General features: G+C 69.0%; 26 protein-coding genes. 14 read left to right on the plus strand and 12 right to left on the minus strand.

What is annotated here, in order from left to right; genetic code table 11:
• The first annotated feature begins 4 nt into the window (after positions 1-4).
• Positions 5-754, plus strand: coding sequence for a PIG-L deacetylase family protein (locus ACT3S6_RS07125; RefSeq protein ID WP_444554357.1), 750 nt, complete (start codon positions 5-7; stop codon positions 752-754).
• Between the two features lie 38 nt (positions 755-792).
• On the opposite strand, the gene ACT3S6_RS07130 is transcribed toward ACT3S6_RS07125, so the two are convergent.
• From ACT3S6_RS07130 to folP, 5 genes are all read right to left on the minus strand, one after another.
• Positions 793-1,344, minus strand: a complete 552-nt coding sequence (locus tag ACT3S6_RS07130; protein ID WP_444554358.1) for an anti-sigma factor — start codon at positions 1,342-1,344, stop codon at positions 793-795.
• A 92-nt stretch (positions 1,345-1,436) separates the two neighbouring features.
• The gene (locus ACT3S6_RS07135) at positions 1,437-1,898 is read right to left on the minus strand and encodes a tRNA (cytidine(34)-2'-O)-methyltransferase (protein ID WP_444554359.1); all 462 of its coding nucleotides are present in this window, start codon (positions 1,896-1,898) and stop codon (positions 1,437-1,439) included.
• A gap of 40 nt (positions 1,899-1,938) precedes the next feature.
• A complete protein-coding gene (locus ACT3S6_RS07140; RefSeq protein ID WP_444554360.1) occupies positions 1,939-2,862 on the minus strand; it encodes a J domain-containing protein in 924 nt (307 codons plus the stop codon).
• Positions 2,863-2,959: 97 nt separating this feature from the next.
• Positions 2,960-3,721 (minus strand): dihydrofolate reductase family protein, encoded by a 762-nt coding sequence (locus ACT3S6_RS07145; protein ID WP_444554361.1) that lies wholly within the window; start codon positions 3,719-3,721, stop codon positions 2,960-2,962.
• Positions 3,722-3,730: 9 nt separating this feature from the next.
• Complete coding sequence (folP, locus tag ACT3S6_RS07150; protein ID WP_444554426.1) at positions 3,731-4,648, minus strand: dihydropteroate synthase; 918 nt, start codon at positions 4,646-4,648, stop codon at positions 3,731-3,733.
• A gap of 73 nt (positions 4,649-4,721) precedes the next feature.
• Between folP and ACT3S6_RS07155 the strand changes: the two genes are divergently transcribed.
• Genes ACT3S6_RS07155 through mnmA form a run of 3 tightly spaced genes read left to right on the plus strand, consistent with a single transcriptional unit; the run spans position 4,722 to position 7,993 of the window.
• Positions 4,722-5,576, plus strand: a complete 855-nt coding sequence (locus tag ACT3S6_RS07155) for a hypothetical protein (protein WP_444554362.1) — start codon at positions 4,722-4,724, stop codon at positions 5,574-5,576.
• 30 nt (positions 5,577-5,606) lie between these two features.
• On the plus strand, positions 5,607-6,845 hold the full coding sequence (locus ACT3S6_RS07160; protein WP_444554363.1) for a cysteine desulfurase family protein: 1,239 nt from the start codon (positions 5,607-5,609) through the stop codon (positions 6,843-6,845).
• Positions 6,842-7,993, plus strand: coding sequence for a tRNA 2-thiouridine(34) synthase MnmA (mnmA, locus tag ACT3S6_RS07165; RefSeq protein WP_444554364.1), 1,152 nt, complete (start codon positions 6,842-6,844; stop codon positions 7,991-7,993). The genes ACT3S6_RS07160 and mnmA overlap by 4 nt, the downstream gene beginning before the upstream one ends.
• Positions 7,994-8,018: 25 nt before the next feature.
• Here mnmA and ACT3S6_RS07170 read toward each other — a convergent pair whose 3' ends face one another.
• Complete coding sequence (locus ACT3S6_RS07170; RefSeq protein ID WP_444554365.1) at positions 8,019-8,384, minus strand: hypothetical protein; 366 nt, start codon at positions 8,382-8,384, stop codon at positions 8,019-8,021.
• Positions 8,385-8,477: 93 nt separating this feature from the next.
• Here ACT3S6_RS07170 and ACT3S6_RS07175 point away from each other — a divergent pair, with 93 nt between their 5' ends.
• Genes ACT3S6_RS07175 through ACT3S6_RS07195 form a run of 5 tightly spaced genes read left to right on the plus strand, consistent with a single transcriptional unit; the run spans position 8,478 to position 11,410 of the window.
• The gene (locus ACT3S6_RS07175; RefSeq protein ID WP_444554366.1) at positions 8,478-8,939 is read left to right on the plus strand and encodes a hypothetical protein; all 462 of its coding nucleotides are present in this window, start codon (positions 8,478-8,480) and stop codon (positions 8,937-8,939) included.
• A complete protein-coding gene (locus tag ACT3S6_RS07180) occupies positions 8,906-9,400 on the plus strand; it encodes a lysostaphin resistance A-like protein (RefSeq protein ID WP_444554367.1) in 495 nt (164 codons plus the stop codon). The genes ACT3S6_RS07175 and ACT3S6_RS07180 overlap by 34 nt, the downstream gene beginning before the upstream one ends.
• Positions 9,401-9,441: 41 nt before the next feature.
• The gene (locus ACT3S6_RS07185; protein ID WP_444554368.1) at positions 9,442-9,834 is read left to right on the plus strand and encodes a chorismate mutase; all 393 of its coding nucleotides are present in this window, start codon (positions 9,442-9,444) and stop codon (positions 9,832-9,834) included.
• Between the two features lie 29 nt (positions 9,835-9,863).
• Positions 9,864-10,865 (plus strand): hypothetical protein, encoded by a 1,002-nt coding sequence (locus tag ACT3S6_RS07190; RefSeq protein WP_444554369.1) that lies wholly within the window; start codon positions 9,864-9,866, stop codon positions 10,863-10,865.
• A 35-nt stretch (positions 10,866-10,900) separates the two neighbouring features.
• On the plus strand, positions 10,901-11,410 hold the full coding sequence (locus ACT3S6_RS07195) for a GNAT family N-acetyltransferase (RefSeq protein ID WP_444554370.1): 510 nt from the start codon (positions 10,901-10,903) through the stop codon (positions 11,408-11,410).
• On the opposite strand, the gene ACT3S6_RS07200 is transcribed toward ACT3S6_RS07195, so the two are convergent.
• The gene (locus ACT3S6_RS07200; protein ID WP_444554371.1) at positions 11,407-12,450 is read right to left on the minus strand and encodes a hypothetical protein; all 1,044 of its coding nucleotides are present in this window, start codon (positions 12,448-12,450) and stop codon (positions 11,407-11,409) included. The two genes, ACT3S6_RS07195 and ACT3S6_RS07200, sit on opposite strands and share 4 nt — an antisense overlap.
• 70 nt (positions 12,451-12,520) lie before the next feature.
• Between ACT3S6_RS07200 and ACT3S6_RS07205 the strand changes: the two genes are divergently transcribed.
• A complete protein-coding gene (locus tag ACT3S6_RS07205) occupies positions 12,521-13,096 on the plus strand; it encodes a dienelactone hydrolase family protein (RefSeq protein ID WP_444554372.1) in 576 nt (191 codons plus the stop codon).
• Between the two features lie 33 nt (positions 13,097-13,129).
• Here the strand turns inward: ACT3S6_RS07205 and ACT3S6_RS07210 are convergent, their stop codons facing one another.
• The 5 genes from ACT3S6_RS07210 to ACT3S6_RS07230 are packed head-to-tail and all read right to left on the minus strand — an operon-like array spanning position 13,130 to position 18,575.
• Positions 13,130-14,422 carry a DUF58 domain-containing protein gene (locus ACT3S6_RS07210; RefSeq protein WP_444554373.1) on the minus strand — a complete coding sequence of 431 codons (1,293 nt, stop codon included), beginning with the start codon at positions 14,420-14,422 and terminating at the stop codon, positions 13,130-13,132.
• 8 nt (positions 14,423-14,430) lie between these two features.
• The gene (locus tag ACT3S6_RS07215; protein ID WP_444554374.1) at positions 14,431-15,447 is read right to left on the minus strand and encodes an AAA family ATPase; all 1,017 of its coding nucleotides are present in this window, start codon (positions 15,445-15,447) and stop codon (positions 14,431-14,433) included.
• A complete protein-coding gene (locus tag ACT3S6_RS07220; RefSeq protein ID WP_444554375.1) occupies positions 15,399-16,589 on the minus strand; it encodes a DUF4350 domain-containing protein in 1,191 nt (396 codons plus the stop codon). Before ACT3S6_RS07220 ends, ACT3S6_RS07215 begins: the two co-directional genes overlap by 49 nt.
• Entirely contained in the window at positions 16,586-17,266 is a 681-nt protein-coding gene (locus ACT3S6_RS07225; RefSeq protein WP_444554376.1) for a DUF4129 domain-containing protein, read from the minus strand. Before ACT3S6_RS07225 ends, ACT3S6_RS07220 begins: the two co-directional genes overlap by 4 nt.
• A gap of 4 nt (positions 17,267-17,270) precedes the next feature.
• Positions 17,271-18,575, minus strand: a complete 1,305-nt coding sequence (locus ACT3S6_RS07230; protein ID WP_444554377.1) for a hypothetical protein — start codon at positions 18,573-18,575, stop codon at positions 17,271-17,273.
• A gap of 147 nt (positions 18,576-18,722) precedes the next feature.
• Between ACT3S6_RS07230 and mtrA the strand changes: the two genes are divergently transcribed.
• Genes mtrA through ACT3S6_RS07250 form a run of 4 tightly spaced genes read left to right on the plus strand, consistent with a single transcriptional unit; the run spans position 18,723 to position 24,003 of the window.
• Positions 18,723-19,400: an MtrAB system response regulator MtrA gene (gene mtrA / locus ACT3S6_RS07235; protein WP_444554378.1), complete on the plus strand. Its 678-nt coding sequence runs from the start codon at positions 18,723-18,725 to the stop codon at positions 19,398-19,400.
• A 2-nt stretch (positions 19,401-19,402) separates the two neighbouring features.
• Positions 19,403-21,355: an MtrAB system histidine kinase MtrB gene (gene mtrB / locus ACT3S6_RS07240; RefSeq protein ID WP_444554379.1), complete on the plus strand. Its 1,953-nt coding sequence runs from the start codon at positions 19,403-19,405 to the stop codon at positions 21,353-21,355.
• Positions 21,348-23,078 (plus strand): LpqB family beta-propeller domain-containing protein, encoded by a 1,731-nt coding sequence (locus ACT3S6_RS07245; RefSeq protein ID WP_444554380.1) that lies wholly within the window; start codon positions 21,348-21,350, stop codon positions 23,076-23,078. Before mtrB ends, ACT3S6_RS07245 begins: the two co-directional genes overlap by 8 nt.
• A gap of 40 nt (positions 23,079-23,118) precedes the next feature.
• On the plus strand, positions 23,119-24,003 hold the full coding sequence (locus ACT3S6_RS07250) for a ComF family protein (protein ID WP_444554381.1): 885 nt from the start codon (positions 23,119-23,121) through the stop codon (positions 24,001-24,003).
• Positions 24,004-24,090: the final 87 nt, after the last annotated feature.

The raw sequence follows: 24,090 nt of genomic DNA on the forward strand, positions 1-24,090 counted from the left end.
AACCGTGTTCGACCCGCGACGTGAGACCGTCCGCCGGGTCCTATGCTTCGGCGCGCATCCGGACGACCTCGATTTCGGGGCGTCCGGATCCGTCGCGGCCTGGACCACCTCCGGCGTCGAGGTCCACTACTGCATCATGACCGACGGCGACGCCGGAGGCTTCGATCCTGCCCACCGCGCGGAAATCGTCTCCATGCGCCATGCCGAGCAACGCGCAGCGGCGCGCAGCGTCGGCGTCCATGACGTGCACTTCCTGGGCGAATCCGATGGGTTCCTCGAACCCTCGTTCGCAGTACAGCGCAAGATCGTGGAGATCACGCGGAAGGTACGCCCCGATATCGTGCTGGCCCAACATCCCGAACGGGATTTCACGCGCCTGCAGCGTTCCCACCCCGACCACCTGGCCTGCGGGGAAGCGGTGACCCGTGCCGTGTACCCGGCGGTGGAGAACCCCTATGCCTTCCCGGAACTGCAGGACGCCGGGCTTCAGGCTTTCAAACTGCGATGGCTGTGGCTCTACGGGGGACCCGAAGCCCGGGAAAACCATGTAGTGGACATCACCGACACCTTCGAAACGAAGCTCCAGGCCTTGCGGGCCCATTTGAGCCAGCATCCCGACGTGTCGAAGATGGAGCGGTTCGTACGGGCCAACGGGGAGTCGTTGGCCGAACGCCACGGGCTCGAGCAAGGACGGATCGCCGAGGGGTTCCACGTCGTGGAGGTCAACGCGGCCGATACCATCGCCGGATTCTGAGCCCCGCGGCCTCCTGAAGAGGCCGCGGGCCCGCCGGATCAGTGCGGCAGGTCGATCTCGAGGACCTTGGTATCGCTGGGCTCGTTGGAACCATCGACCGGTTCCGTGGTGACCAGGACGGATTCGATGTCATCGAGGGATTTGAAACCCACCGTGTCCTTGGTGTCCTTGGGGTCCAGGACCTCCACGGAACTGACCGTTCCGCCGCCGACGGACTCGACCCACACCTGGTAGGTCTGCTGGTCGGGGGCTCCGGGCAGGTCGCTCAGTTCCAACGAACCGGCATCAAGGGACTCCGAAAGGCGCAGCACGGCCTGACCTCCACCGGTGACCCCGGCCGACGTCTCGGTGACATCCGGGGCATCGGCGACCTCGCCGGCGACGTTGCGTGGCATCAGGGCAAGCACCAGGGCGGTGATGCCGATGACGACCACCAGCGCGGCGCCGACCACGAGCATCCATTTCTTCACCGGGGCCGACCGGCGTCGTACCGTTTCCTGCGAGGCATCGTCGACCAGGCCCAGACCCAGATCATCCGTGGCGTCTTCGGGCGTCCCGTAACGGAAATCCTCGGGCTCTTCGTGGTGCATGATCCTCATCCCTGGATGGTCTGGCGTTTTCTCCCCTCCCAGCTTAGGGCAGGTGGGGTCGGGGACCGATAGGGCGAGGCCGGCAGGGCGCGTCAGGCCCCGGCGAAGCCTTGTTGGCGCCACGCCTCGTAGACGACGATCGATGCCGAGTTGGCCAGGTTCAGCGAACGCCTCGAAGCCAGCATGGGCAGGCGGACCCGGGCCTCGAGGCGGGGATCGGTCTTGATCTCCGGGGAGAGCCCCACCGATTCGCGGCCGAACATCAACACGTCGGAGGGCCGGTACCCGATATCGGTGTACGTCGTTTCCCCTTCGGCCGTGAAGGCGAAGATCCGGCCGGGAGCCAACGCCTGCCAGGCGGAGTCGAGATCGGGGTGGATATGGACGTCGGCGAGATCGTGGTAGTCCAGGCCCGCCCGACGGAGCTTGGCATCGGAGAGATCGAAGCCCAAGGGCTCGACCAGATGCAGCTCGGCGCCGGTGACGGCGGCCAATCGGATGGCATTGCCGGTATTGCCGGGGATCTCTGGGGTCACGAAGAGTATGCGGAACACCGTTAGATCCTATGCCTGGTCGGGGGTCCCTGCGTGCAGGTCAGTACATTCCGCCGATCAACCGGGACAGGAGCGGGACATCGACGACATTCGGGCTGGGGCCGGTGCCCAGGAACATCTTCAATTCACGCACCAGGTTCGCGGCGTTGACCACATGGGTCAGCGAGGCGGAGGCCGGGTCGGCGCCGCGGGCATAGTCGATGACCGGTTCGTGGAGGTTGTCATCGGGGGAATGGACCACCGTCCAGCCGGTGACGTTCAACTCCGGGAAGGCCTCCTGCATCCCGCGGACCAGGGAGGCCATCCGCGGGGGATCGATGGCCTTGCCCCCCTGGTGCAACGTCGTTCCGTCCCAGCGGTAGACCCCGCGGGGCAACACCATGGAATTGACCAGCGCCAACCGGTATCCGCACAGCACGACATGGTCGATGAATCCACGGCCCGCCGGTGAATGCAGGCCGTTGACCAGCCGGGCCGCAGGAACGTGGGGCAGGATCCGGCCCGAGAGCAACCTGACGGTCCCGGCCTCGCGGGCCAACCGTGATTGCGGGGTGAACAGACCGCGCTTCCGGGGAGCCCCGTGGATCTGCCGGGAGGCGACGGTCTCGGTGAGCACCGGGGTCGGGGTGCTGGAGAACGCCGGGACATAGCGCACGGAGTCGGTGGCGGTCGGTCGACGCCCACCGGCCGGCTCGGTCCTGGGGGTGCTCCGTGCGGCCGCCCGGGCGTCGGAGGCCGGGACCTGGTAGGCGGAGGAGGTGCCGTAGCTGCGGTCATAGGCGGCCCGCGAGACCGGGTCCCGCAAGGTCTGGTAGGCCAGCGAGACGACCCGGAACGCCGCCGCGTCTCCGCCCTGGTCGGGGTGGGTGGTGCGGGCCGCCCGACGGTAGGCGGTCTTCACTTCGGCCAATGAGGCATCACGGGTGATGCCCAGGACCTCGTAATGGGTTCTTGCCGGGGACACGCCTGACCTTTCCGTGGGCGCCGAAGGGCTGCCTGATGGGTGTATCTGTTGTGCCGAACGAACGGCACCGGGAGCTGGTTCCGGATGAACCAGCGTGTTACTCGGAGTCGTGGGCCGGGGCCCTGCGGTATTCGGTGAACAACGCGCCGGCTTCCTCGAGCAGCAGGGCCAGCCTGACCGGCTGGTTCCCGGAGGTGGGCCCGGTGGCGATGCGCTGGCCTTCCCCGCCGGCCAGCACCGGGGAGACGGTCAGGCAGAGGCTATCCACCGCGTCGGCCCGCTGGAACGAGGCGAACAGGGTCGGCCCGCCCTCGGCATGGACCATCCGGTGCCCGCGCCCGCCCAACCCGGCCAGGACCTGCCGCGGGTCGACGTCGTCCGCTCCCGCGGTGATGACCTCCGCCACCCGGGAGATCGCCTCCCGGCGGGCCGGATCCGCGGGACCGGTCGTGAAGACGAGCACGGGGACCGGGGCGGAGGTGAAGAAATCGGATTCCGGATCCAGGGCCAGGGATCCGGAGACGACGGCGATGGCCGGATGGGAGGGCAGGCCGCGGTCGCGACGCCAGGCCTGGGCCTCGGCGTCGAGGAGCTCACCGGCGTAGCCCTCGGCACGAATCGTTCCGGCACCGACCAGGATCACGTCGGCATGGCGGCGCTGCAGGGCGAAGAGGCGCTGGTCGGCGTCGGTTCCCAGCCCGCCGGAGGTGCCGCCGGTGGTGGCCGCCCCGTCGGCGGAAGCCACGAAGTTGAAGCGCACCAGGGCGCGGTCCTGCGGAGCATAGAGCTCCAGGAGCTGCTCATCGGTCAGATGGGGGGAGCCGTCATCGCGGCGCGGTGGAATCAGTTGCTGGACCATGGGACCAATCTATCGTCCCGGCAGCCGGGCCGGCTCGTTGACGTCGGACATGTTGTGCCGCAAATAGGCGGGTTCACGCCATCCGGCCGTGGACTCGAAGAGCCGTGCGGCCGAGACGGCTTCGGGGATGTTGTGCATGCGCAGGATCCGGGCCCCGTTCATCAGGCAGATCACCGCGGCGGACAACGACCCGCTGAGCCGTTCGGATTTGGGTTGGTCCAACGTCTCGCCGATGAAGTCCTTATTGGACACCGCGGCCAGCACCGGAAGACCCAGTGCGGCGATCTCATCCAGCCTCCGGGTCACCTCCAGGGTGTGCCGGGTGTTCTTATTAAGGTCGTGTCCGGGATCGATGATGAGCTTGCCCTCGTCGATCCCCAGGCTCCGGGCCAGTTCGACCTTGCGTTGCAGGAAGCCGGCGACGTCCTGGACCACATCCGCATAATCGGGGCGCGGGTAGACGGTGCGGGGTTTGGCCAGCGAATGCGTGATCACCAGATGCACCCCGGCATCGGCCACCACCCGGGCCAGATCCGGGTTGGAGATCCCGGTGGTGTCGTTGATGACGTCGGCGCCGGCGGCAATGGCCGCCTCGGCGACCTGCGGCTGGAAGGTGTCGGCGGAGATGATGGCATCGGTCTGCTCGCGGATGGAGCGGATCACCGGGACCACCCGGTCGGCTTCCTCCTGCCACCGGAGTTCAGGACCCGGTGCGAACGGCACCCCGCCGATGTCCAGCCACGCGGCGCCGGCCTGGACGGCAGCCAGCGAGGCATCGAGCGCGGCGTCCAGGGCAAAGGTCGCCCCGCCGTCGTAGAAGCTGTCGGGGGTGCGGTTGATGATCGCCATCACCGCGACCTGCTGCGAAAAATCGATGCGGCGATGCGCGAAGTCGTGGATCGGATGAACGAGTGGGGGGAGATACATGCTCACGGGGGGTCTGGCTCCTCGGGACGGGTCCCTTCAGTTCTACCAGCCCGGCGGCTTGTAGGGTGGAGGCATGGCCATGACGTTCGCCGGGGCAGGGCCCGGACAGTGGATCGCCCAAACACTCGAAAGGGTCCTGGAGACCCGACCGCCGGCCACCACGGCGGCCGCGCAGATCCCCGCGGGGTTCGACGCCTATGCCCGCATCTTCCATCCGGCCTCCGACGAGGACGGAAACCCCGTGCGCTGGGCGGATATCGCCCTCGAACGCGGGACCGTGCTGCATGCCGGGGCCCAGTTCTCCGCCGTCTCGGGCATCGACGACACCGGGATGGCATGGACCGAGGACGCCTGGGATGGTGAAGCGCCCGCCGGTGACGGCCTGCCGGCCACCGATCTGGCCGCCGTGGCGGAGATCATCTCCCGGCATGCGGGGCCCGAGGTGTATCTGGGGTTGTGGGACGGGTATGCCTTCATCCGGGGAGGCGATGCCGTCGAGGTCCTGGCAGCCGACGAAGCAGCCGCCGACCCCGCCACGGCCCAACGCGAGGCCCTGCTGCGGGAAGAACTCAAACGACCCGCCTTCTCCGCCCGGGTACTCGAGGGCCCGAAGCTCGAGATCGGCCCCGAAGGCTACCGTTCCTACTACCTCTTCTCCGGCAGCCTGGAGGATCTGGCCTCGCCGCTCTGGAAAGAGGGGACCGGTTTTTCCGAACGCCAGGCACCGGACCTGGCCTGGGGCGCCGACCGTTCCTGGATGTTCTCCACCGAACTGTTCGAGGACTCGACCATCATCGGGGGAGGGGCCGAGCTGATCGATGAGCTCTGCCGGGACCGGCGTTTCGAAGCCCGCGCCATCACCCTGGACACCGATCTGGGGGCCGATGGTGACCGGATCAACCCCGTTCCGGAGCTCGACGGGTACTGACATCGGCGGCTCCGGCGGTAGAATCGTGACGTGTCCGCCACCCAGCCCGTGTATTTCGATCACGCGGCGACCACGCCCATGTCGGCGTCCGCGCTCGCCGTGCTGACCCAGGAATTGAGCCGTACAGGGAACCCGTCGTCCCTGCACGGTGCAGGTCGTCGTGCCCATACCGTCGTGGAGGAAGCCCGCGAGAAGTTGGCCGCGGCCGCCGGGGCGCACTCCTCCGAGGTCATCTTCACCTCCGGCGGGACCGAATCGGACAACCTGGCGATCAAGGGCCTCTACTGGGCGCGCAATGGCGCCGACCCGGCCCGCCGCCGGATCCTGTGCAGCACCGTGGAACACCATGCCGTGCTGGATGCCGTCGAATGGCTGGCCGCCCATGAAGGGGCCGAAATCAGCTGGATCGACGTGGACTCCACCGGACGCATCCTCCTGGACCAGCTCGCCGCCGAAATCGCCAGGGATCCCGTATCGATCGCGTTGGTGACCCTGATGTGGGCCAATAACGAGGTCGGTACCGTCCAACCGGTCGCCGAGGCGGCCACGCTGGCGGCGGCCCACTCCATCCCCCTGCATTCCGACGCGGTCCAGGCGTTCACCGCCCTCGAGGTCGACTTCCGTGCGTCGGGCCTGGCCACGATGGCCATCAGCGCCCATAAGATCGGCGGGCCCGTCGGCATCGGGGCCCTGCTGGTGCGCCGGGACATCGTCCTGACCGCCGTCCAGCACGGTGGTGGCCACGAACGGGCCCTCCGCTCGGGAACCCTGAACACCGCAGCCGCTGCCTCCTTCGCCGCGGCCGCCGGTGAGGCAGTGGCCGGCCTGGCCGCCGAATCCGAGCGCCTGGCCGGGCTGCGCGATCGGCTGATCGCCGGCGTCCGCCATGCGGTTCCCGATGCCGAACTCTGCGGGCCGGCCGCCGATGGAGCCTCGGGGGAACGGCTGCCGGGCAACGCCCACTTCACCTTTCCAGGCTGCGAGGGGGACTCCTTGCTCTTCGTGCTGGACATGCTCGGGGTGCAATCCTCCACCGGGTCCGCCTGCACGGCAGGGGTGCCACGACCCAGCCACGTGTTGTTGGCCATGGGACGCACCGAGGAGGCGGCCCGCGGGGCCCAGCGGTTCACGATCGGGTACACCACCACCGAAGCCGACGTCCAGGCCCTGGTGGAGGCCTTGCCCGAAGCCCACCAACGGGCGAAACAGGCAGGTATGGCCGCCAGGAAAAGCAGCATCCAAACAGCAGGAACAGGATTAAGAGTATGAAGGTATTGGCAGCAATGAGCGGCGGGGTCGACTCCGCGGTGGCGGCGGCGCGCGCCGTGGATGCCGGGCACGACGTCGTCGGGGTGCATTTGGCGCTTTCGCGGATGCCGGGGACCCTGCGCACCGGGAGCCGGGGCTGCTGCACGGTGGAGGATTCCAACGACGCCTGGCGGGCCTGTGACAAACTGGGCATCCCGTACTACGTCTGGGACTTTTCCGAGCGTTTCAAGGAAGACGTCGTCGATGACTTCATCGCCGAATACGCCGCAGGACGCACCCCGAACCCCTGCATGCGCTGCAATGAGCGCATCAAGTTCGCGGCCCTGCTTGAAAAGGCGCTCGCCCTCGGCTTCGACGCCGTATGCACCGGCCACTACGCCAAGGTCATCACCGATGCCGAGGGGAACCCGGAACTGCATCGCGCCGCCGATTGGGCGAAGGACCAGTCCTATGTGCTCGGGGTGCTGACCCACGAGCAGCTGGGCCATTCGCTGTTCCCCTTGGCCGAAACCCCGTCCAAGGCCGAGGTGCGGGCCGAAGCCGAACGCCGTGGTTTGTCGGTCGCGAAGAAGCCGGACAGCCACGACATCTGCTTCATTCCCGATGGGGACACCCGAGGCTGGCTCGAGGAGCGCATCGAACTGAGCGAAGGGGAGATCCTGGACCACGAAGGCAACTCCGTGGGTAGCCACCCCGGCGCCAACGCCTTCACCGTCGGGCAGCGCAAGGGGCTGAAGATCGGCCGTCCCGCCTCCGACGGCAAACCACGCTTCGTGTTGGAGATCCGGCCCAAGGACAACCAGGTCGTGGTCGGACCCAAGGAACTGCTCTCGGTCGATCGGTTGCGGGGCATCAAGGTCAGCTGGGCCGGCTTGCCGCTGAAGGAAGCGATGGCCGGCGAACGGTTCGACTGCATGGTCCAGGTCCGCGCCCACGCCGATCCGGTGGAGGCGGTGGGCTGGCTGGAAGAGGTCGCCGCGGAAGACGGTGGGACCAACCGCGAACTCGTGGTCGACGTCGACGATCCGCTCCAGGGGGTCTCCCCGGGACAGACGATGGTGATCTACCAGGGCACCCGGGTGCTGGGGCAGGCCACCATCGACACCGCCCGGAGCCTGTCCTGGGATCCGGCCAGCGTTTCCTCCTAGGAGACCGGCAGGTGGAGGCCGGATTCTAGTGGGCGGCCTCGTCGACGACACCGGTCAGCGGTCCGGCGACCTGCTCGTACTCACAGCGCACCCGTCCGGCCGGAACCGCGGGTAGTTCGCGGGGGGAATGGGTAGCGCAGAAGACGAAATCGAAGTCCGGCCACCACTTCTTCGGCCGGGCGGCTTCGGAGCGGCCGCAGACCGTGCAGGTCAGATGGACCCAGACCGGTCGTTTGCCCTGCCGGTTCTGCATCGACTGGATCAGCCATGGTGGGGGATCGGCCTGCAGCTCGGCGAGTTCGGATTCCTCCAGCCGGCTGGGGATCCCGTGTCGGGTGGCCATCTCGAGGGGGATGTCCAGGGCAATCGCGGCGTCTCGTCTACTCATCATGGCCCCTCCACTGTAGGCCATCCGCCCCGGCCGTCCCGTCGCGGGACTACGCTGGAATGGACCTTTCCTCCCCGACCCCCGAGGTGCTCGCGCATGCGATCCGTCCGCCTGAAACCGATCGTCCTCTATATCGTGATCGCCTACGTGCTGGCCTGGCTGGTGGCACTGCCGCTGTGGCTCGGCGGCCAGGGCCTGGGCGATCCGTTGTTCACGGTCTATGCGCTGGTCATGATGCTCACCCCGACGGCGGCGGCCCTGCTGGTCACCCGCTTCGCCGAACCGAAGGCGCAGCGTCCCGGAGGGCCGGGGATCGCCCGCAGCCTGGGCCTCTGGCCGCTGAAGCCCGTGGGCCCCTTCCTCGCCTTCCTGGCCGCCGGCTGGCTGCTACCGATGCTCCTGGTGGTCGGTGGGCTGCTCCTGGGAGCCCTCCTGGGACTCTATCCGGCCGATGTCACCCACCTCCGGTACTCCGTGGCCTCATGGCCCAGCAGGCCCCTCAGGCCGCCCGGGAGATCATGTCCATGCCCACCGCAGTACTGCTGGGCACGCAACTAGTGAGCATCCTGGTCGGGTCGATCATCAACATGGTTCCGGCGCTGGCCGAGGAGATCGGCTGGCGGGGGTGGCTGGTGCCCCGGCTGGAACCCTGGGGAAAAACTGCCACCGTCCTCATCTCGGGGATCATCTGGGGACTATGGCACGCCCCGCTGATCCTGTTGGGGTACAACTACCCGGGGGTCCCCGGAGGATTGAGCCTGCTGGCGATGACCGGGATGACGATCAGCTTCGGCGCCGTATTCGCCTGGTTGCGGATGGCCTCCGGGAGCGTCTGGCCGGCCGCCCTGGCCCACGGGTCCTTCAACGCCGCGGCGGGGTTGTATGTGGTGTTCGCGGCCACCTCGGATCTGGACCTGCTCGTCGTGGCGCCGCTGGGTTGGACCGGGTGGATCCTTCCACTGGTCCTGGCGGTCCTGCTGCTGTGGAAACTGCCGGTCAAGCGGGCACGCACCACGTAACACCGTCGGGCCCCGGGCCACTCCCAACTAGGATGGGACCCATGAGCAACGAGCCGCACGCCCAGCCCGCCCCGGGCGAGGACTACGACCCCACCGCCTCCTCCCTGTCCGGGAGCGTGGACCCCGAAATCATGCAGGAACTGTTGTCGGTGCGCGGCAGCATCGACAATATCGACGCCACCCTGATCTATCTGCTGGCCGAGCGGTTCAAGGCCACGCAGAAGGTCGGCCATCTCAAGGCCGAACACCAGCTGCCCCCGGCGGATCCGAACCGCGAAGTCGCCCAGATCGCCCGACTGCGCCGGCTGGCCGGCGAGGCACATCTGGACCCGGCCTTCGCCGAGAAGTTCCTGAACTTCGTGATCGACGAGGTCATCCGCCATCATCAGGCCATTTCGGCCTCCCGCGCCCCCGAGGGAGGCGAGGACCGCTGAGCAGCGTCCGCGTCACCGGTCAGGGGCCGTTGCCCGGCACCGACCCGCTCGAATCGACCCGCATCATCCGCGGTGAGCTGGGCGAGCCCCATCTGCCGCATTTGGTCCAGCTGCCCGATCGGGGCGTCGGCTCCGATGCCGTGGGCCGTACGGCCGCCCTGCTCACCGAACTCTATGTCGAGGTCCGACCCCACGGTTGGCGTCTGACCGACCGCCCCGGGCTGGATCACCGCCGCGCAGTTTCCGCCTTGGGCACCGACCTGGGGGTGATGGCCGACGTCGTCGGGGCCGCCGGAACTGACCCCGGGGCCCTGAAGCTCCAGCTGAGGGGGCCGCTGTCCCTGGCGGCAGGGATCTCGTTGCACCAGGGGGAGAAGATCCTCTCTGATGCCGGGGCCCGCCGGGATCTGGCCGATTCCCTGGCCGAGGGGGCCGCGAGGCATCTGCAGGACGTCCGTCGGGTCACCGGGGCGTCCGCGCTGACCGTGGTCGTGGAGGAACCCGGCGCCGCCGCGGTCCTGGGCGGTGCGGTCCCCACCGCCAGCGGATACCGCAGCCTGCGGGCCGTGGACCGGCAGGAAGCAGGCAGGCACTGCAAGGTCCTGGTCGAGGCACTCCACCAGGCCGGGGCGGAAACCGTGATCCTGGCCCCGGGGACCGGATTCCCCGGGGGAGGCCCCTCCTGGCCCGAACTGATCACCGAGGCCCTGGCCGTGGGGTTCGACACCATCTGCCTTCACGGGCGGGCCGATATCGCCGCCTGGGAACGCTGCGCGGAACTCCTGGACCAGGGCGGACGGCTCTGGCTCGAAACCCTGGACCCGGGTCAGGAACTCCCCGGGGTCTCCGCCGCCGTGGAGACGGTCCACCGGCACTTCCGCAGGATGGGACTACCCGATGCCCTGCTCGGGGCCCTGACCCTCATGCCGGCCCCCGGACTGGAAGCAACGACCCCAGAGACCACCCGCCGCGTGCTGCGCCGGCTTACCAGGACGGCGGACGCCCTGGACCAGGTCCGGCTGGGCGGCTGAGACACCCCCCCCGTGGAGGAAGGCCTGGAGACCCGATGCTGAAAAACCTGCCCCTGCCCGCCACCCTGACGGTGCGCGGCGGCCCGTTGACCCTGCGCCGGGCGCAGGAGGGGGATCTGCCGGGGCTGATGCGGTTGCTGGCCGATGATTCGATCAGCGCCTCCCGCGGTGATGGCCCCGGAAGCGATCCGGAACCCTATCGGCTCGCGCTGCAGGACCTGGTGGACGATCAGGGGAACGACCTGCTGCTCGTCGAGGACCCCGACGGCACCGCCATCGCGATGCTGCAGCTGACCCGGACCCCGGGGTTGAGCCGCCGGGGCAGCACCCGGCTGCTCGTGGAAGCGGTGCGCGTCGGAACCGGGCACCGGTCCGCCGGTCTCGGATCTGCGATGCTGCGCTGGGTCACCGGGATCGCCGCCCCGGCCCTGGGAGCCTCCCTGGTCCAGTTGACCTCGGATGCCTCCCGGGTCGAGGCCCACCGGTTCTACACGCGGCTGGGGTTCGTGGGCTCGCATATCGGGTTCAAGTACCAGTTGCCCTAGACCGCCCGGCGGGCTCCGAAGCGCAGGGCCAGCAGATCCAGCAGTTGGAGGGCACAGAGCTGCTGGTGGCTGCGCAGGGCGGGGCTGGTGGACAGTGGTTCCCGGCTGCCGGCTTCCGCATAGTAGATGAACAGGGCGGAGAACCAGGTGTCCAGATCCGCGTCAGCGGCCCCGGCCGTCAATTCCCAGGAGGAGACCTCCTCGAGGGAGAGGCCGCCGTCGAGCAGGGAAGGCCAGAGCACCGCCCAATCGGCCCAGCCGGGACCGGTGGCCAGGTAGTTCCAATCGCAGATCCAGGCGGTACCGGCCGGGAATCCACCGGACGCGGCCCGGGAGATGACCACGTTGTCGGCCCGCAAGTCGTTGTTCAGCGGCACGGGCCCGGACAGGGCGGTGTCGATGCGGGAGGCCGCCCGCAGGATGTCCCCGGCCAATTCGTCCCCCGCCGAACCGATGAACCACGGGGGCAGATGGTCGGGGCGCCGGCCGGACTCCAGGACCATCCGTCCGCCGTCGGGGTCCGCGAGGTGGGTGTCCCATTGGAGTTCGAGGCGTCCGGTAGCGGGCAGGCTTGCGGAGGCGTCGCCCAGGACCTGGTTGGTGAGCAGGCAACTGTCGTGGATGGCCCGGGCATCGGCCAGGGTCCATGGGGTGCCGGGCATCCACCCGTCCAGTGCCGTGGTGGCGAAGACCAGCCACCCGGCGAGGATGTCGTGCTCCAGCAGTGACGGGACCGGGGCGCCGGAGGGCAGGACCCCCAGCACTTCGACCTCCCGGGCATACGCGGGGGCGATCCATGGATCATCCGCCGGGATGGCCTTGACGAAGAGCGGACGGGGCCCGCGAAGGACAGCGGCGAACCCGTGGGTGAAGCCACCCCCGGCGGGGTCCACGGCGTCGAGGCGTCCGCCGACCCAACGCGCCAACAGCTCCCTGACCTCCTCGGGGAGGTCCTGCCACCGGGGGCGCCGGGCCGTGGAAGTGTAGTCAAGGTCCGGGCGCCGGTCCGCCAGGGGGCCGGAGGCCTTGTCATTGGTCATCCAGTCCACCATTCTGGGATCGGGTCCACGGGCCCGCCGACAGAGCACGCACCACTGGAGAGGCACCACCATGGCCGACGTCGTCCTATTCCACCACGCACTGGGCCTGACCCCCGGGATCGAGGGGTTCGCCGAGCTCCTGAGGGCCGGAGGACATACGGTGCACACTCCCGACCTGTTCGATGCGCACTGCTTCGAGACCCTGGACGAGGGGGTGGCCCACGCCTCGAAGATCGGTTTCGGGGAGCTGGTGGGCCGCGGCACCCGGGCCGTGGAGGATCTGGGCCCGGAACTGGTCTACGCAGGATTCTCCCTGGGCGTGATGCCGGCCCAGAAGCTGGCGCAGACCCGTCCCGGGGCCGCCGGCGCCCTGTTCTTCTCCTCCTGCGTCCCGGTCACCGAATTCTCGCCCTCCTGGCCGGCCGGGGTCCCCGTGCAGATCCACGCCGCGGAAGAGGATCCCTATTTCATGGACGAAGGAGATGCCGACGCCGCCCGCGCCCTGGTCGCCGAGGCGCCGGCCGCCGAGTTGTTCCTCTACCCGGGGTCGGGCCACCTGTTCGCGGACTCCTCCACCGCCGAATACGACGCCGGGGCGACGGACACGATGCTGGCCAGGGTCCTGGCCTTCCTCGGCTCCCACTGACCCGGGGGACGGGGACGGGGACTCCAGGGTGTCCTAGAGCCGCCCGGTGGCCTTCAACCGGATGTAGGTGTCGGCCAGCAGCGGAGGCAGCTCCAACGGGGCGGCGTCGACGATCTCGGCGCCGACGGCCCGCAGTTGGGTCTTCAACGCCTCCCGCTGCTGCAACGTTCTGGCCGCGGCAGCCGCCCGGTACACGGCCGCGGCATCGGAGACATCGGCGGCCCGTTCGTCCAGCTCCGGGTCCCGCACCGCGGCGATGACCACCACATGCTGGGAGGTGAGCGCCGGCAGGATGGGCAGCAGCCCCTCTTCCACGGCGCCGGAGTCCAGGGCGGTGAGCAGCACCAGCAGGGAACGGTGCGTGGAGATGGCCCGCACCTGTGCCGGGAGGCCGGAGAAGTCCGCCTCGATGAGTTCGGGCTCCAACGGGGCCATCGCTTCGACCAGCTGGGTGAGCATGACGGCCTTGGACGCCGATTCGACCCGGGCCCGTGGCCTGCGGTCGTAGGCCAGGAAATCGACCCGGTCCCCGCCGCGTTCGGCCAGCACCGCCAACAGCAGGGAGGCTTCGATCCCGGTATCGAGCCGGGGTTCGTCGGCCACCCGGGCCGCCGAGGTGCGGGAGGTATCCAGGACGATGACCACCCGACGGTCGCGTTCGGGCCGCCAGGTCCGCACGACGACGTTCTGTCGGCGGGCGGTGGCCCGCCAGTCGATGGAGCGCACGTCGTCACCGCGGACGTAGTCTCGAAGTGAATCGAATTCGGTGCCCGCGCCCCTGACCTGGATCGCGGCCCGGCCGTCCAATTCGCGCAGACGCTGGAGTTTGGAGGGCAGATGGCGTTTGGCGTGGAAGGGGGGAAGCACCCGCAGGGTGCCTGCGCTGGCATGGGTGAGTTGACGGGCGGCCAGACCCATTGGACCCGAGGACCTCACGGTGGTGTGGTGCACCGATAGGTCCCCGCGCCGGACCGGTTGCAGGTTGATCGCGAAGACCCGGCGCTCGCCGGCGGGCAGGTCAATGGGAAAACGGGTGTTCCGGGCTCCCGTCGAGGGCTGCCAGCCGTCCCGGACGGAACCCCGCAACCTGCGGGTTCCTGGATTATGCAGATACAGCTGGGCCGTGGCCGGTTCCCCCAGGCGCACACTGCGCGGGATGGCCCGTTCGATGACCACCACCCGGGGGGAGGCGGCCAGGGCGACATCGAGTCCCGCCAGGGCGGACAGCACGCCCAGGGCGATGAGGATCGTGGGCACGCCGGGCCAGAGGACGACCGGCACGAGCCCGAGCAGGGCCAGCCAGACGAAACGGCGGTACAGGGCCATGCCGGGCCCTAGCGGGGGACCGGCACGGTGGCCAGGATGGACTGCAGGACGTCGTCGGCCCCGACCCCATCCATCTGTGCCTCGGGCCGCAGGGATACCCGGTGGCGCAGGCACGGCAGGGTGAGGACCTTGACGTCGTCGGGGGCCACGAAGTCGCGGCCGGAGAGCCACGCCCAGGCCCGGGAGGTGTTCAGCAAGGCGGTCGCCCCGCGGGGGGAGACGCCCAGCTGGAAGCTGGGGGCATTGCGGGTCGCCCGCGCGATGTCGACGATGTAGCCGATGACCTCCGGTGACACCGTCACCGCGGCCACCGCCCGGCGGGCTGCCGCCAGGTCATCGGCGCTGGCCACCGCCCGGACCCCCGCCGCTGCCAGGTCGCGGGGATCGAACCCTGCGCCGTGGCGGCGGATGATCTCGATCTCGTCCTCGCGTTCGGGAAGCTCCATGGTCAGTTTGAGCAGGAACCGGTCCAGCTGGGCTTCGGGCAGCGGGTAGGTGCCTTCGTATTCCACGGGGTTCTGCGTCGCGGCCACGATGAAGGGTTCGGGCAGCAGCCGGCTGATCCCGTCCACGCTGACCTGACGTTCCTCCATGGCCTCCAGGAGCGAGGCCTGCGTCTTGGGCGGGGTCCGGTTGATTTCGTCCGCCAGCATGATGTTGGTGAACACCGGGCCCTCACGGAAACTGAAATCGGCGGTGTTCGCGTCGTAGACCAACGAACCGGTCACGTCGCCGGGCATCAGGTCGGGGGTGAACTGGACCCGCTTGGTATCCAGGTCCAAAGCCGCCGACAGGGTGCGCACCATCAGCGTCTTCGCGACCCCGGGCACGCCCTCGAGCAGCACGTGTCCCTGGGCCAGCAGGGCGATGAGGAGCCCGGTGACCGTGGCATCCTGCCCGACGACGGCCTTGGACACCTCATGGCGCACGTCCAATAGCGCCTGGCGGACCGTATCGGCCTCTTTGACTTGTTCGCTCACGGGATCCCGATCTCCTTTTCGACGGTATGCAATTCCTGGGCCCATTCGACCAGTCCGGCCTCGCCGGTGATCTTTTCGGGGAAATAGAGGCGGCGCAGGCGGGAACCGGGCAGGCCCGACTCCTTGGCCGCAGTGGCTACGATGTCATCGGCCCGGCTGCCGTGCCCGAGCCGGAGGCGGACGGCGAGGCGGTCCAATGACGCCGACCGCAGGGCGGCGACGGCCGCGTCGATGGCCTGGGCGTCACGGTACAGGCGGGCCCGGCCCTCGGCGGTCTCCGAGGCGGGGACGACGACGGGAAGCGGTTCGCTCACCAACGGGCCGTCCCGGCGGGCCCGCCAGAGGATCGCGATGACCCCCAGGAGCAGCAGCCAGCCGGTGGCCGGGGAAACCCAATCCGGGAGCAGTTCGAAGGGGTTCGCCGCGGGGCCGGTGAACTCGTGGTCCGCCACGGTGGGCTGGTACCAGACGAGCGTTGGTTCGGCCCCCAGGGTGCGCAAGGCCAACGGGGCATGGTCGAAGTCTAGGACATGGCCGTTGTCGAGGTAGGCCGGGTTGCCCAGCACCGTCGTCGTCCCCTCCACGACGTAGCCGTAGGCCTCGTGGTCCCGGGCCCCGTAGTTGAAGCATCCCCTCGCGGCGCGGTACTTCTTCCCGCCGGCGGCGGCCTCACGCGTTTCGGCGACGGCGGGAACCGGGCAGTCGGCAGCCACCGGGGAGTCGGCCTCCTCGGGGACGACGCCGGCCGGGCGGGTGGAGGGGGCGAAGACCCGGAGCTCATCGAAGCCCGGCTCCACCAGTACGGTCCGGCCGGCGGCCTCGTCCAGTTCGGTGAGTTGGTCCTGGTTCAGGTAGCCGCCCTGGTCGTGGAGCAGCAGCGTGGTCCCGCCGTCGGCCCGCAGGGCAGCCAGGGCGGCGTCGAGTCCGTCGGGTTGTTCCACGGAGATGTCGTGGTCCGCCAGGACCCGTGCCACCGCCTTCCCACCCTCGGGGCCGGGGTTCTGCGGGCTCAGGACCCGGGTGTCGTGGGGGCCGTTGGCCAGGGCGTAGTAGACGGCGGCGAGCACGGCCACCACGGCGATGATGATCCACAACCGCCAGGCCCGCCAGCGGCCGGCCCAGACCGAACGGGCCGAGGCCGGACGCGGGGCCGCCAGCAGGCGATCGCCATCCTTGATCCGACTCATCTGGGCACCACCACTCCCGGGTCCGCCCGGGCGGCTGAGGGGGTGGCCGTGGAGAGGCGGTCCTCCAGCGTGGTCAGGTTGCGGGCGTCCTCGGCGCTGGGCTCGTGATGACCGTAATGCACCGCGTTGAAGAGCCTGGCCGCCTCCCGCAGTGCCGGGGATTCGCCGGCGAAGGCCTGCCCGAGCGCGGTGGAGACTTCGGTGGCGGTCCGTCCGGGCCGGGGCTCCAGCAGGGTGCGTTCCTCGGCCCGGGCCAGCAAGGCCCTGAACCGCTCCAGGACGGCGGTGGCATAGTCGGCCGCCAGGAAGGCGCGGTCGGCCCGTCGACGGTAGTCCTCGGCGCCGAGGGTGGCATCCAGGTCCACCTCGGCCCCGGCCTCCTGCGCCGTGCGGGCCCGGCGCTGCAACCGGGGGCGCGCGAAGAGGACGACCAGGGTGATGAGGATGGCCAGGGCCAGCAGGACCACGAGCCAGCCCAGGTTCGGGGCCAGCGCATTCAAGGAATCCACCCACTGGACGAAATCGGCCCAGACCTGTTTCAGGAAGACCACGATGGGGTTGGGCATCGCCTGGGCATACTCCTGCCGGGCCAGTTCCCGCGTCAGCTCACCGGTGGCTTCGTCCCGGTCGGGAAGATAGTGCGGGGACTGCAGGAGGAGGGGCAGCGCGGAGGGCATCGGGTCAGCGGCCCGCCGGGTAGCCGGGGGAGTTGCCCGCCGGGGGGACGGTCGGCAGGCCCGGGATCGGGGCATCGATGCCGCTGTCGAATTCACGCAGCAGGGTCATGTCGAAACCGTCGCGACGGAACCGCAGATCGGTGTAGAGCAGCGTGGTGACCGAGCATTCGTAGGCGAAGCCCAGTCCCGCGGCGATACCGCCGAGGATCGTGCTGACGAAGCCGATCTTGACCAGGAGGCCGGCCAGGGCCGCCGGATCCTCGGGGGCCAGCATCCCGCCCAGCAACCCGGAGATCATGCTCAGCGGGGAAGTGATCAGGCTGGTGATGATCGCGACGATGATGCCGGTCAGCAGCAGGATCCCGAAGCACCGCCACCAGGAGGACTTCACCAGGGCGAAGGATCGGGCCATGGCCGCCAGCGGTGGCAGGTTCTCCGCCACGACGGCGTGGACGGTGAACGTCAGTTTGATCGAGATCCAGAGCGTGGTGGGGATGGCCAGCACCACGACGATGGCCGCCGTGGTGAAGGTGGCGGCCGTATCGGCGTTGAAGGCCACGAGGGTCACGATGCCTGCGCAGATGGCCAGCGCCGCGATCCCGGCGATCAGGTACAGCAACGCGACCAGCAGGAGCCTGCCGATCGAGGGGCGCAGGATCCGCAGGGCCTGCCCGAAGCGGGTCTTGCGGTTCAGCGTCGCCCGCAGCACGGGGATGGTGATGGCCCCCTGGACGATGATCATCAGGAACACCGAGGCCAGCCCGGCCGCCAGGCTGCCCGCGACCATGGTGATCAAGGATCCGGCCAGGGCGCTGAAATCCGGTTCGGCACCGTCGGCGAAGCCGGGGTCGGCGATGACGGTGAGCAACGGGATGGCCAGCAGGGCGCTGATGGTTCCGATGAAGAGCTGGACGATCACCGACAGGCCCAGCGTGGAACCGGCATTGCGGCGGACCGCCTGGAAGGCGCCGTCGAGCATGTCCCCGAGACCGAGTGGACGCAACGGGACGACCCCGGGCTTCGGCGGCGGGGCATATCCGTAGGGGCCCGCCGGGGGGAAGCCCTGGCCGGGAGGCGGCATCCCTCCGCCGGGGCCCGGTGGTCCTCCCCAGGAGCCGGGGGCCGGGTGGCCCCAGCCCTGGCCCGGTGCGGCCCCCCACCCCTGCTGCGGTGGGTTCTGCCAGCCGGGCGCCGCCGGTGGTTCGAAGCCCCCGGGAGCCGGCGGGATTCCGGCGCCCTCCGGCACTCCGGCATCCTGACCGGGCTCGGAACCGGGCAGGTCGTCGGGGTTGGGTGGGTATTCAGTCATGCCGTTGGTGCCCCTCGCATCGCGTCAGTGTCCGAACCAGCCTAACGGGGCCCGGTGCGCCGCTGCAGGGGGCGCACCGCTGACCCCTATAGTGGAGGGCAGGTTCAAAGAGACACCAGTGAGACGTTCAGACGGAAGAGGGGTGCCATGAAGGCCCGAGTTTTGGTGGTCGACGATGACGAGGCGCTGGCCGAGATGATCGGCATCGTGCTGCGTAACGACGACTTCGACCCGGTCTTCTGCTACGACGGGGCCCAGGCCCTGGACACCTTCCGCGAGGTCAAACCGGATCTGGTCCTGCTGGATCTGATGCTGCCGGGCATGGACGGCATCGAGGTCTGCCGGCTGATCCGGGCCGAAGCGGATGTCCCGATCGTCATGCTCACGGCCAAATCCGATACCGCAGATGTGGTCCGTGGACTGGAGTCGGGGGCCGACGACTACGTCCCGAAGCCGTTCAAGCCGGCCGAACTCATCGCCCGGGTCAGGGCCCGGATGCGTCCGGGGGAGAAGCATGCCCCGGAGACGCTGAAGATCGCGGACCTGGTGATCGACGTGGCCGGGCACTCGGTGACCCGGGGTGGGGAACCGATCTCGTTGACCCCGCTGGAATTCGATCTGCTGGTGGCATTGGCCAGGAAACCGTGGCAGGTCTTCACCCGTGAACTGCTGCTCGAACAGGTTTGGGGCTACCGGCATGCCGCCGATACCCGGTTGGTGAACGTCCATGTGCAGCGGCTGCGGTCCAAGGTCGAAACCGACCCGGAGAACCCCGAAGTCGTCCTGACCGTGCGCGGAGTCGGATACAAGGCCGGACAGGGCTGAGCATGGAGACCTCCGCCGCGGACCACCCGGCGGCGGAACCCGACGACGGGGAGCCGCCGGTCTCCCGGGCCTTCCTGCTGCGCCCGCAGGCGGACCGGGAGGGCTCCCGGTGGAAACGCATGGTCACCGCGTGGCGGCGCTCGCTGCAATTGCGGGCCGTGGCCACCACCGTGCTGCTCTCCGCGTTGGCGATGCTCGGGGCCGGGATCTTCCTGTCGAACCAGATCGCCGACGGCCTGTTCCAGGAACGCTTCAACCAGGTCCAGGAGGAATCGGTCCGTGGCCTGAACCAGGTCAAATCCAACTTCGAGTCCGCGGCCACCACCGACCGCTCCAGCACCGTGGCCTTCGTCAATGACACGTTGAAGCTGGTCGAGGGTGATGGTGCCAGCGTCCAACGCGACTTCATCCTGACCCCGCTGCCCAGCTCCGAGAACATCTATGTCCCCAACACCGCCAGTGGCGGACTGACCAATGCCGTCATCCCCGACACCCTGTCCACCACCGTGAAGGACAGCCCCGGGGTCTATTGGGAATCGATCAGCTTCCCGCATGCCAGCTACGACACCCCTGGTCTGGCCTTCGGCACCACGGTCCAGTTGCCGCCCGGGCGCGACTATGCCCTGTATCTGGTCTACGACCTGGATTCGGTACAGCAGACCCTGGACTTCATCCACCGGGTGCTGGCCATCGGTGGGGTGCTGTTGCTCCTGGTCACCGGCGGCATCGCCTGGTACACCACGCGTCTGGTGGTCCGCCCGGTCTCCACCGCCGCCTCGGCCTCGGAGAAGTTGGCCGCCGGACAGTTGCAGGAACGCCTGGAGGTCCACGGCGAGGACGAGATCGCCCGGCTGGGGATCTCGTTCAACCGGATGGCCACCAACCTCCAGGACCAGATCACCCAGCTGGCCACCCTGTCGCAGATGCAGCAGCGCTTCGTCTCGGACGTCTCTCACGAACTGCGCACCCCGCTCACGACGGTCCGCATGGCCGCCGAGGTCCTCCACGACGCCCGCGAGGACTTCGACCCGATCAACCGGCGCTCCGCCGAACTGCTCTACAACCAGGTCGAACGCTTCCAGACCCTGCTCAACGACCTGTTGGAGATCTCCCGTTTCGACGCAGGGGCCGCGCTGCTGGATGCCGAGGTCCTCGATCTGGTTCCGGTGGTTCGGCGGGTCGTGGAGACCGCGAGCCTGCATGCGGAGAACCTCGGATCCGAATTGCGCGTCCACCTCCCCGAGGAGGGGTGCGCCGTGGAGATGGACCCGCGCCGCATCGAACGGATCATCCGCAACCTGGTGATGAACGCCGTCGAACACGGGGACGGGAATCCGATCGACATCACCGTCGGCCAGGATGAATACGCGGTCGCGGTCAGCGTGCGCGACCATGGGATCGGAATGGACCCCGAAGAGGCCTCGCGCGTCTTCGACAGGTTCTGGCGCGGGGATCCCGCCCGGGCCCGGACCACCGGAGGCAGTGGGTTGGGACTATCCATCGCCACCGAAGACACCCGCCTGCATGGTGGGTGGCTGCAGGCCTGGGGTGAGAAGGGCGAAGGAGCCTGCTTCCGGCTGACGTTGCCACGGCATCTGGGCGAATTGCTCGGTTCCTCGCCGTTGCCCCTGATGCCGCATACCCAGCTGGCGCTGGGCCAGTCGCTGGGCATGGGGGAGCCCGCCCCGTACACGGCCTCGCTGCCCACCCTGCCCACCCTGCCCACCGGGAACCTCGCCTTGCCCGGCTCGATCCTGCGGGCGGTTCCACCGGCCGAGCGGGCCACCGCGGTGTCCCCCTCCCCGGACCCCGACGACCAGCAGCCCGCCGCCCCGGACCGGATGGACCCCCACGGTGATGACCGGGCTGCCGCGGGAGGGCCGGAGGAACAGGACCCGGGAAGCATTGCCGACGACGAGCCCGGCACCGGGAAACAGGGAGGACAGGATGCTTAAGCACAGGGCATGGCACGGCGGCGGGGCCCGGGTCACCAGGGTACTCGGGGCCCTCGTCGCGGTCCTGTTGGCCATCACCGGTTGTGCCTCGATCCCGACGTCGGGGCCCGTGGGCACCAGTGCCCCCGAAGCCGCCGGCCAATCCGATTTCTCCTATGCCTTCGATCCTCCCGGGCCCACCAAGGATGCTTCCCCGCAGCAGATCATCGAGGGGTTCCTGCGCGCGGGCATCGACCCGCAGGACGATTACAGCGTGGCCCGCGAATACCTGGCCCGGGATGTCTCCCGGGAATGGCGGGCCGCGGACCGGACCACCGTCTATACCTCCGAACCCAACATCGTGGAGAATGTCGAAAAAGGCAGCTACACGGTGGAGGTCTCGGAGACCTCCAGCATCGACGAATACGGGCTCCTGACACGCAAGAAGGAACGGACCACGAAGTCGGTGGACTTCGAACTGGTCCAGGTCGACGGCCAATGGCGGCTCTCGAAGGTCCCGGATGGCACGATGATGGACGAGGGAAGCTTCGCGATCGTGTTCAAGTCCTACCCGTTGTACTTCTACGATTCCACCGACACCTACGCCGTGGCCGACTACCGGTGGTTCGCCACGCGGCAGGGCCTGTCCGCGACCGTCACGGCCGCACTGTTGGCCGGCCCCGCCCCTTATCTGCGCAATGCCGTCAGCAGTGCCTTCCCCGAAGGCAGCGAACTGGCGCGGGCCTCCGTGCCGGTGGAGTCCAAGCGGGCCACGGTGGACCTGAACGAGGCGACGTTCACCGATGCCAACGAGCTGCAACGACAACTGATGCAACAGCAGCTCGAATTGACGCTGAGCCAGATCCAGAACGTCAGCACGGTCACGATGACGGTCGCCCAACGGGCCGTGAGCCTGGGCAGCGTGGCCGAGGGGTTCACCGATGCCATCGTCGAGGCCTCGGTGCCGAACACCCAGATCGCGATCGCCAACAATTCCCTGGTGTTCTACCAGGGCAACGGCGTCGTCCCCGTGGGAGGGGTCCAGGACATCTCCTCGCATAAGCCCCGCGACCCGGCCATGTCTCCCGCGGACAATCGTTTTGCCTTCCTGAACGGCAAGCGCACCCAACTGTTCACCGTGGACGAATCCGGGGTGGTCCATGAGGCGACCACCGGGCAGAAGTTGTTGCGTCCGAGCATCGACGTCCACGGCTGGACGTGGACGGTCGGCAACGACGGACGCACCCGGGTCAGGGCGACCCCCTCGGACACGAAGAAGGACGGCCCCTCACGCCAGGTCAATGCCGGATGGATGTCCAAGGCGGATGTCACCTCCCTGCGGGTTTCCCCCGATGGGGCCCGGGCCCTGGTGATCGCCAAGGTCAAGGGCACGACCGGAGTCTACATCACCGGCATCATCCGTGACAGCGAAGGCGTCCCGCGCGGGTTCACCGATCCGTTGAAGCTGGACTCCTCGGTTCCGGTGGAGCGGGGGGTGTGGAACTCCTCGGATTCCGTGGTGGTGATGAAACCCAGCGACACCAAGGCCGTCCAGGCCGAAGAACTCTCCCTGGATGGAAGCACCAAGGAACTGGAACCGTTGTTGGGGATGACCAATATCTCCGCCGGCCCGGGAGACCAGCGTACGGTCTACGCCGAAACCCCCGACGGGGTCTACTCGCAGGTCTTCTCCACCTGGAAGAAGCGTGAGGGCAAGGCCACCCAGCTCGCCTACCCGGGGTAGCGGCCCGCTGTCCACAGCCGCTGGTCCGGACCTTCCAGACATGGCCCGCCCCGGGGACCATGAAGGCATGGAGTACCCGGCATTACCCGATCGGTGGGGTCGTCGCCTGGACTCGGTGGCCTTCTCCTCCTCGGTCCGGGGGCCGCTGTCGGCCCTGGCCGAACTCGGTTCGGTGGCGGCGCCCAGCGACTGTGTGTTCTGCCGCCGGCCCGATGTGGTGATGTGCCGGTCCTGCCGGGGCTCCTTCCGGGCCGCGACCGTCCGTCCCTTCCAGGCCCAGGACGGGGCCGAGTCCCTCCCGTTGGATCCGAAGGGGGAACCGTTGGCCGTGGTGGCCGGGGGAGTCTATGCCCGGGAGGTCTCGGCCGCCGTCCTGGCGTTCAAGAACCGCCAACGGGTCTCCTTGGCCGGGGTGTTGGGCCCGGCCCTGGCAGGGGCCCTGCGGGTCGCCGGGGAGGGCTTTGACGACGGGGTGGTGCTGGTGCCGATCCCCTCGACCCGCATCGCCCGGGCCCGCCGCGGCTATGCCCCGGTGGACGTGCTGTTGACCTGGATCCAGCGCCGGGCCCTGTTGCCGCCGTCGACCAGCCTCGCCCGCATGCTGCGGGTCCGCCCCGGACCGCCATGGGCGGGGGCCGCGCAGAAGACCAAGGGCCGGCGTGCCCGCTCGGGTAGTGCCGCACAACTGGTCCTGCGTCGCACGCGGGGGATCCCCGACCGTCCGGTGCTGCTGGTGGATGATGTGCTGACCACCGGGGCCACCCTGGCCCGGGCGCATCACCAACTCCAGGCCGCCGGGGTCCGGGTCGAGGGTGCCGTGGTGCTGGCCGCGACCGCTGCACCGCGGCACGGGGACGGGTCAGCGGTGGGCGCCCCGGATCCCGACGGGAGCGACACGCCCACCGGATCCCGGCCGGGACGCTGAGGAATTCGATGCCAGACCACATGTCGAGTGACGTGGATCACGAAATGAACGGTGGGAAGGCTTGATTAACCTGCGCGCTGGATTACG

This window comes from Arthrobacter sp. AOP36-C1-22 (genome assembly GCF_052377515.1).
GTDB lineage: Bacteria > Actinomycetota > Actinomycetes > Actinomycetales > Micrococcaceae > Arthrobacter_H.

What these genes read in the sequence shown, in the direction of transcription:
- ACT3S6_RS07130 (WP_444554358.1), bottom strand. Translation starts at nt 1,344, where the DNA reads ATGCACCACGAAGAGCCCGAGGATTTCCGTTACGGGACGCCCGAAGAC.
- ACT3S6_RS07145 (WP_444554361.1), bottom strand. Translation starts at nt 3,721, where the DNA reads ATGGTCCAGCAACTGATTCCACCGCGCCGCGATGACGGCTCCCCCCAT.
- folP (WP_444554426.1), bottom strand. Translation starts at nt 4,648, where the DNA reads ATGTATCTCCCCCCACTCGTTCATCCGATCCACGACTTCGCGCATCGC.
- ACT3S6_RS07155 (WP_444554362.1), top strand. Translation starts at nt 4,722, where the DNA reads ATGGCCATGACGTTCGCCGGGGCAGGGCCCGGACAGTGGATCGCCCAA.
- mnmA (WP_444554364.1), top strand. Translation starts at nt 6,842, where the DNA reads ATGAAGGTATTGGCAGCAATGAGCGGCGGGGTCGACTCCGCGGTGGCG.
- ACT3S6_RS07170 (WP_444554365.1), bottom strand. Translation starts at nt 8,384, where the DNA reads ATGATGAGTAGACGAGACGCCGCGATTGCCCTGGACATCCCCCTCGAG.
- ACT3S6_RS07175 (WP_444554366.1), top strand. Translation starts at nt 8,478, where the DNA reads ATGCGATCCGTCCGCCTGAAACCGATCGTCCTCTATATCGTGATCGCC.
- ACT3S6_RS07180 (WP_444554367.1), top strand. Translation starts at nt 8,906, where the DNA reads ATGCCCACCGCAGTACTGCTGGGCACGCAACTAGTGAGCATCCTGGTC.
- ACT3S6_RS07185 (WP_444554368.1), top strand. Translation starts at nt 9,442, where the DNA reads ATGAGCAACGAGCCGCACGCCCAGCCCGCCCCGGGCGAGGACTACGAC.
- ACT3S6_RS07195 (WP_444554370.1), top strand. Translation starts at nt 10,901, where the DNA reads ATGCTGAAAAACCTGCCCCTGCCCGCCACCCTGACGGTGCGCGGCGGC.
- ACT3S6_RS07200 (WP_444554371.1), bottom strand. Translation starts at nt 12,450, where the DNA reads ATGACCAATGACAAGGCCTCCGGCCCCCTGGCGGACCGGCGCCCGGAC.
- ACT3S6_RS07205 (WP_444554372.1), top strand. Translation starts at nt 12,521, where the DNA reads ATGGCCGACGTCGTCCTATTCCACCACGCACTGGGCCTGACCCCCGGG.
- ACT3S6_RS07210 (WP_444554373.1), bottom strand. Translation starts at nt 14,422, where the DNA reads ATGGCCCTGTACCGCCGTTTCGTCTGGCTGGCCCTGCTCGGGCTCGTG.
- ACT3S6_RS07215 (WP_444554374.1), bottom strand. Translation starts at nt 15,447, where the DNA reads ATGGGCCCAGGAATTGCATACCGTCGAAAAGGAGATCGGGATCCCGTG.
- ACT3S6_RS07220 (WP_444554375.1), bottom strand. Translation starts at nt 16,589, where the DNA reads ATGAGTCGGATCAAGGATGGCGATCGCCTGCTGGCGGCCCCGCGTCCG.
- ACT3S6_RS07225 (WP_444554376.1), bottom strand. Translation starts at nt 17,266, where the DNA reads ATGCCCTCCGCGCTGCCCCTCCTCCTGCAGTCCCCGCACTATCTTCCC.
- ACT3S6_RS07230 (WP_444554377.1), bottom strand. Translation starts at nt 18,575, where the DNA reads ATGACTGAATACCCACCCAACCCCGACGACCTGCCCGGTTCCGAGCCC.
- mtrA (WP_444554378.1), top strand. Translation starts at nt 18,723, where the DNA reads ATGAAGGCCCGAGTTTTGGTGGTCGACGATGACGAGGCGCTGGCCGAG.
- mtrB (WP_444554379.1), top strand. Translation starts at nt 19,403, where the DNA reads ATGGAGACCTCCGCCGCGGACCACCCGGCGGCGGAACCCGACGACGGG.
- ACT3S6_RS07245 (WP_444554380.1), top strand. Translation starts at nt 21,348, where the DNA reads ATGCTTAAGCACAGGGCATGGCACGGCGGCGGGGCCCGGGTCACCAGG.
- ACT3S6_RS07250 (WP_444554381.1), top strand. Translation starts at nt 23,119, where the DNA reads ATGGCCCGCCCCGGGGACCATGAAGGCATGGAGTACCCGGCATTACCC.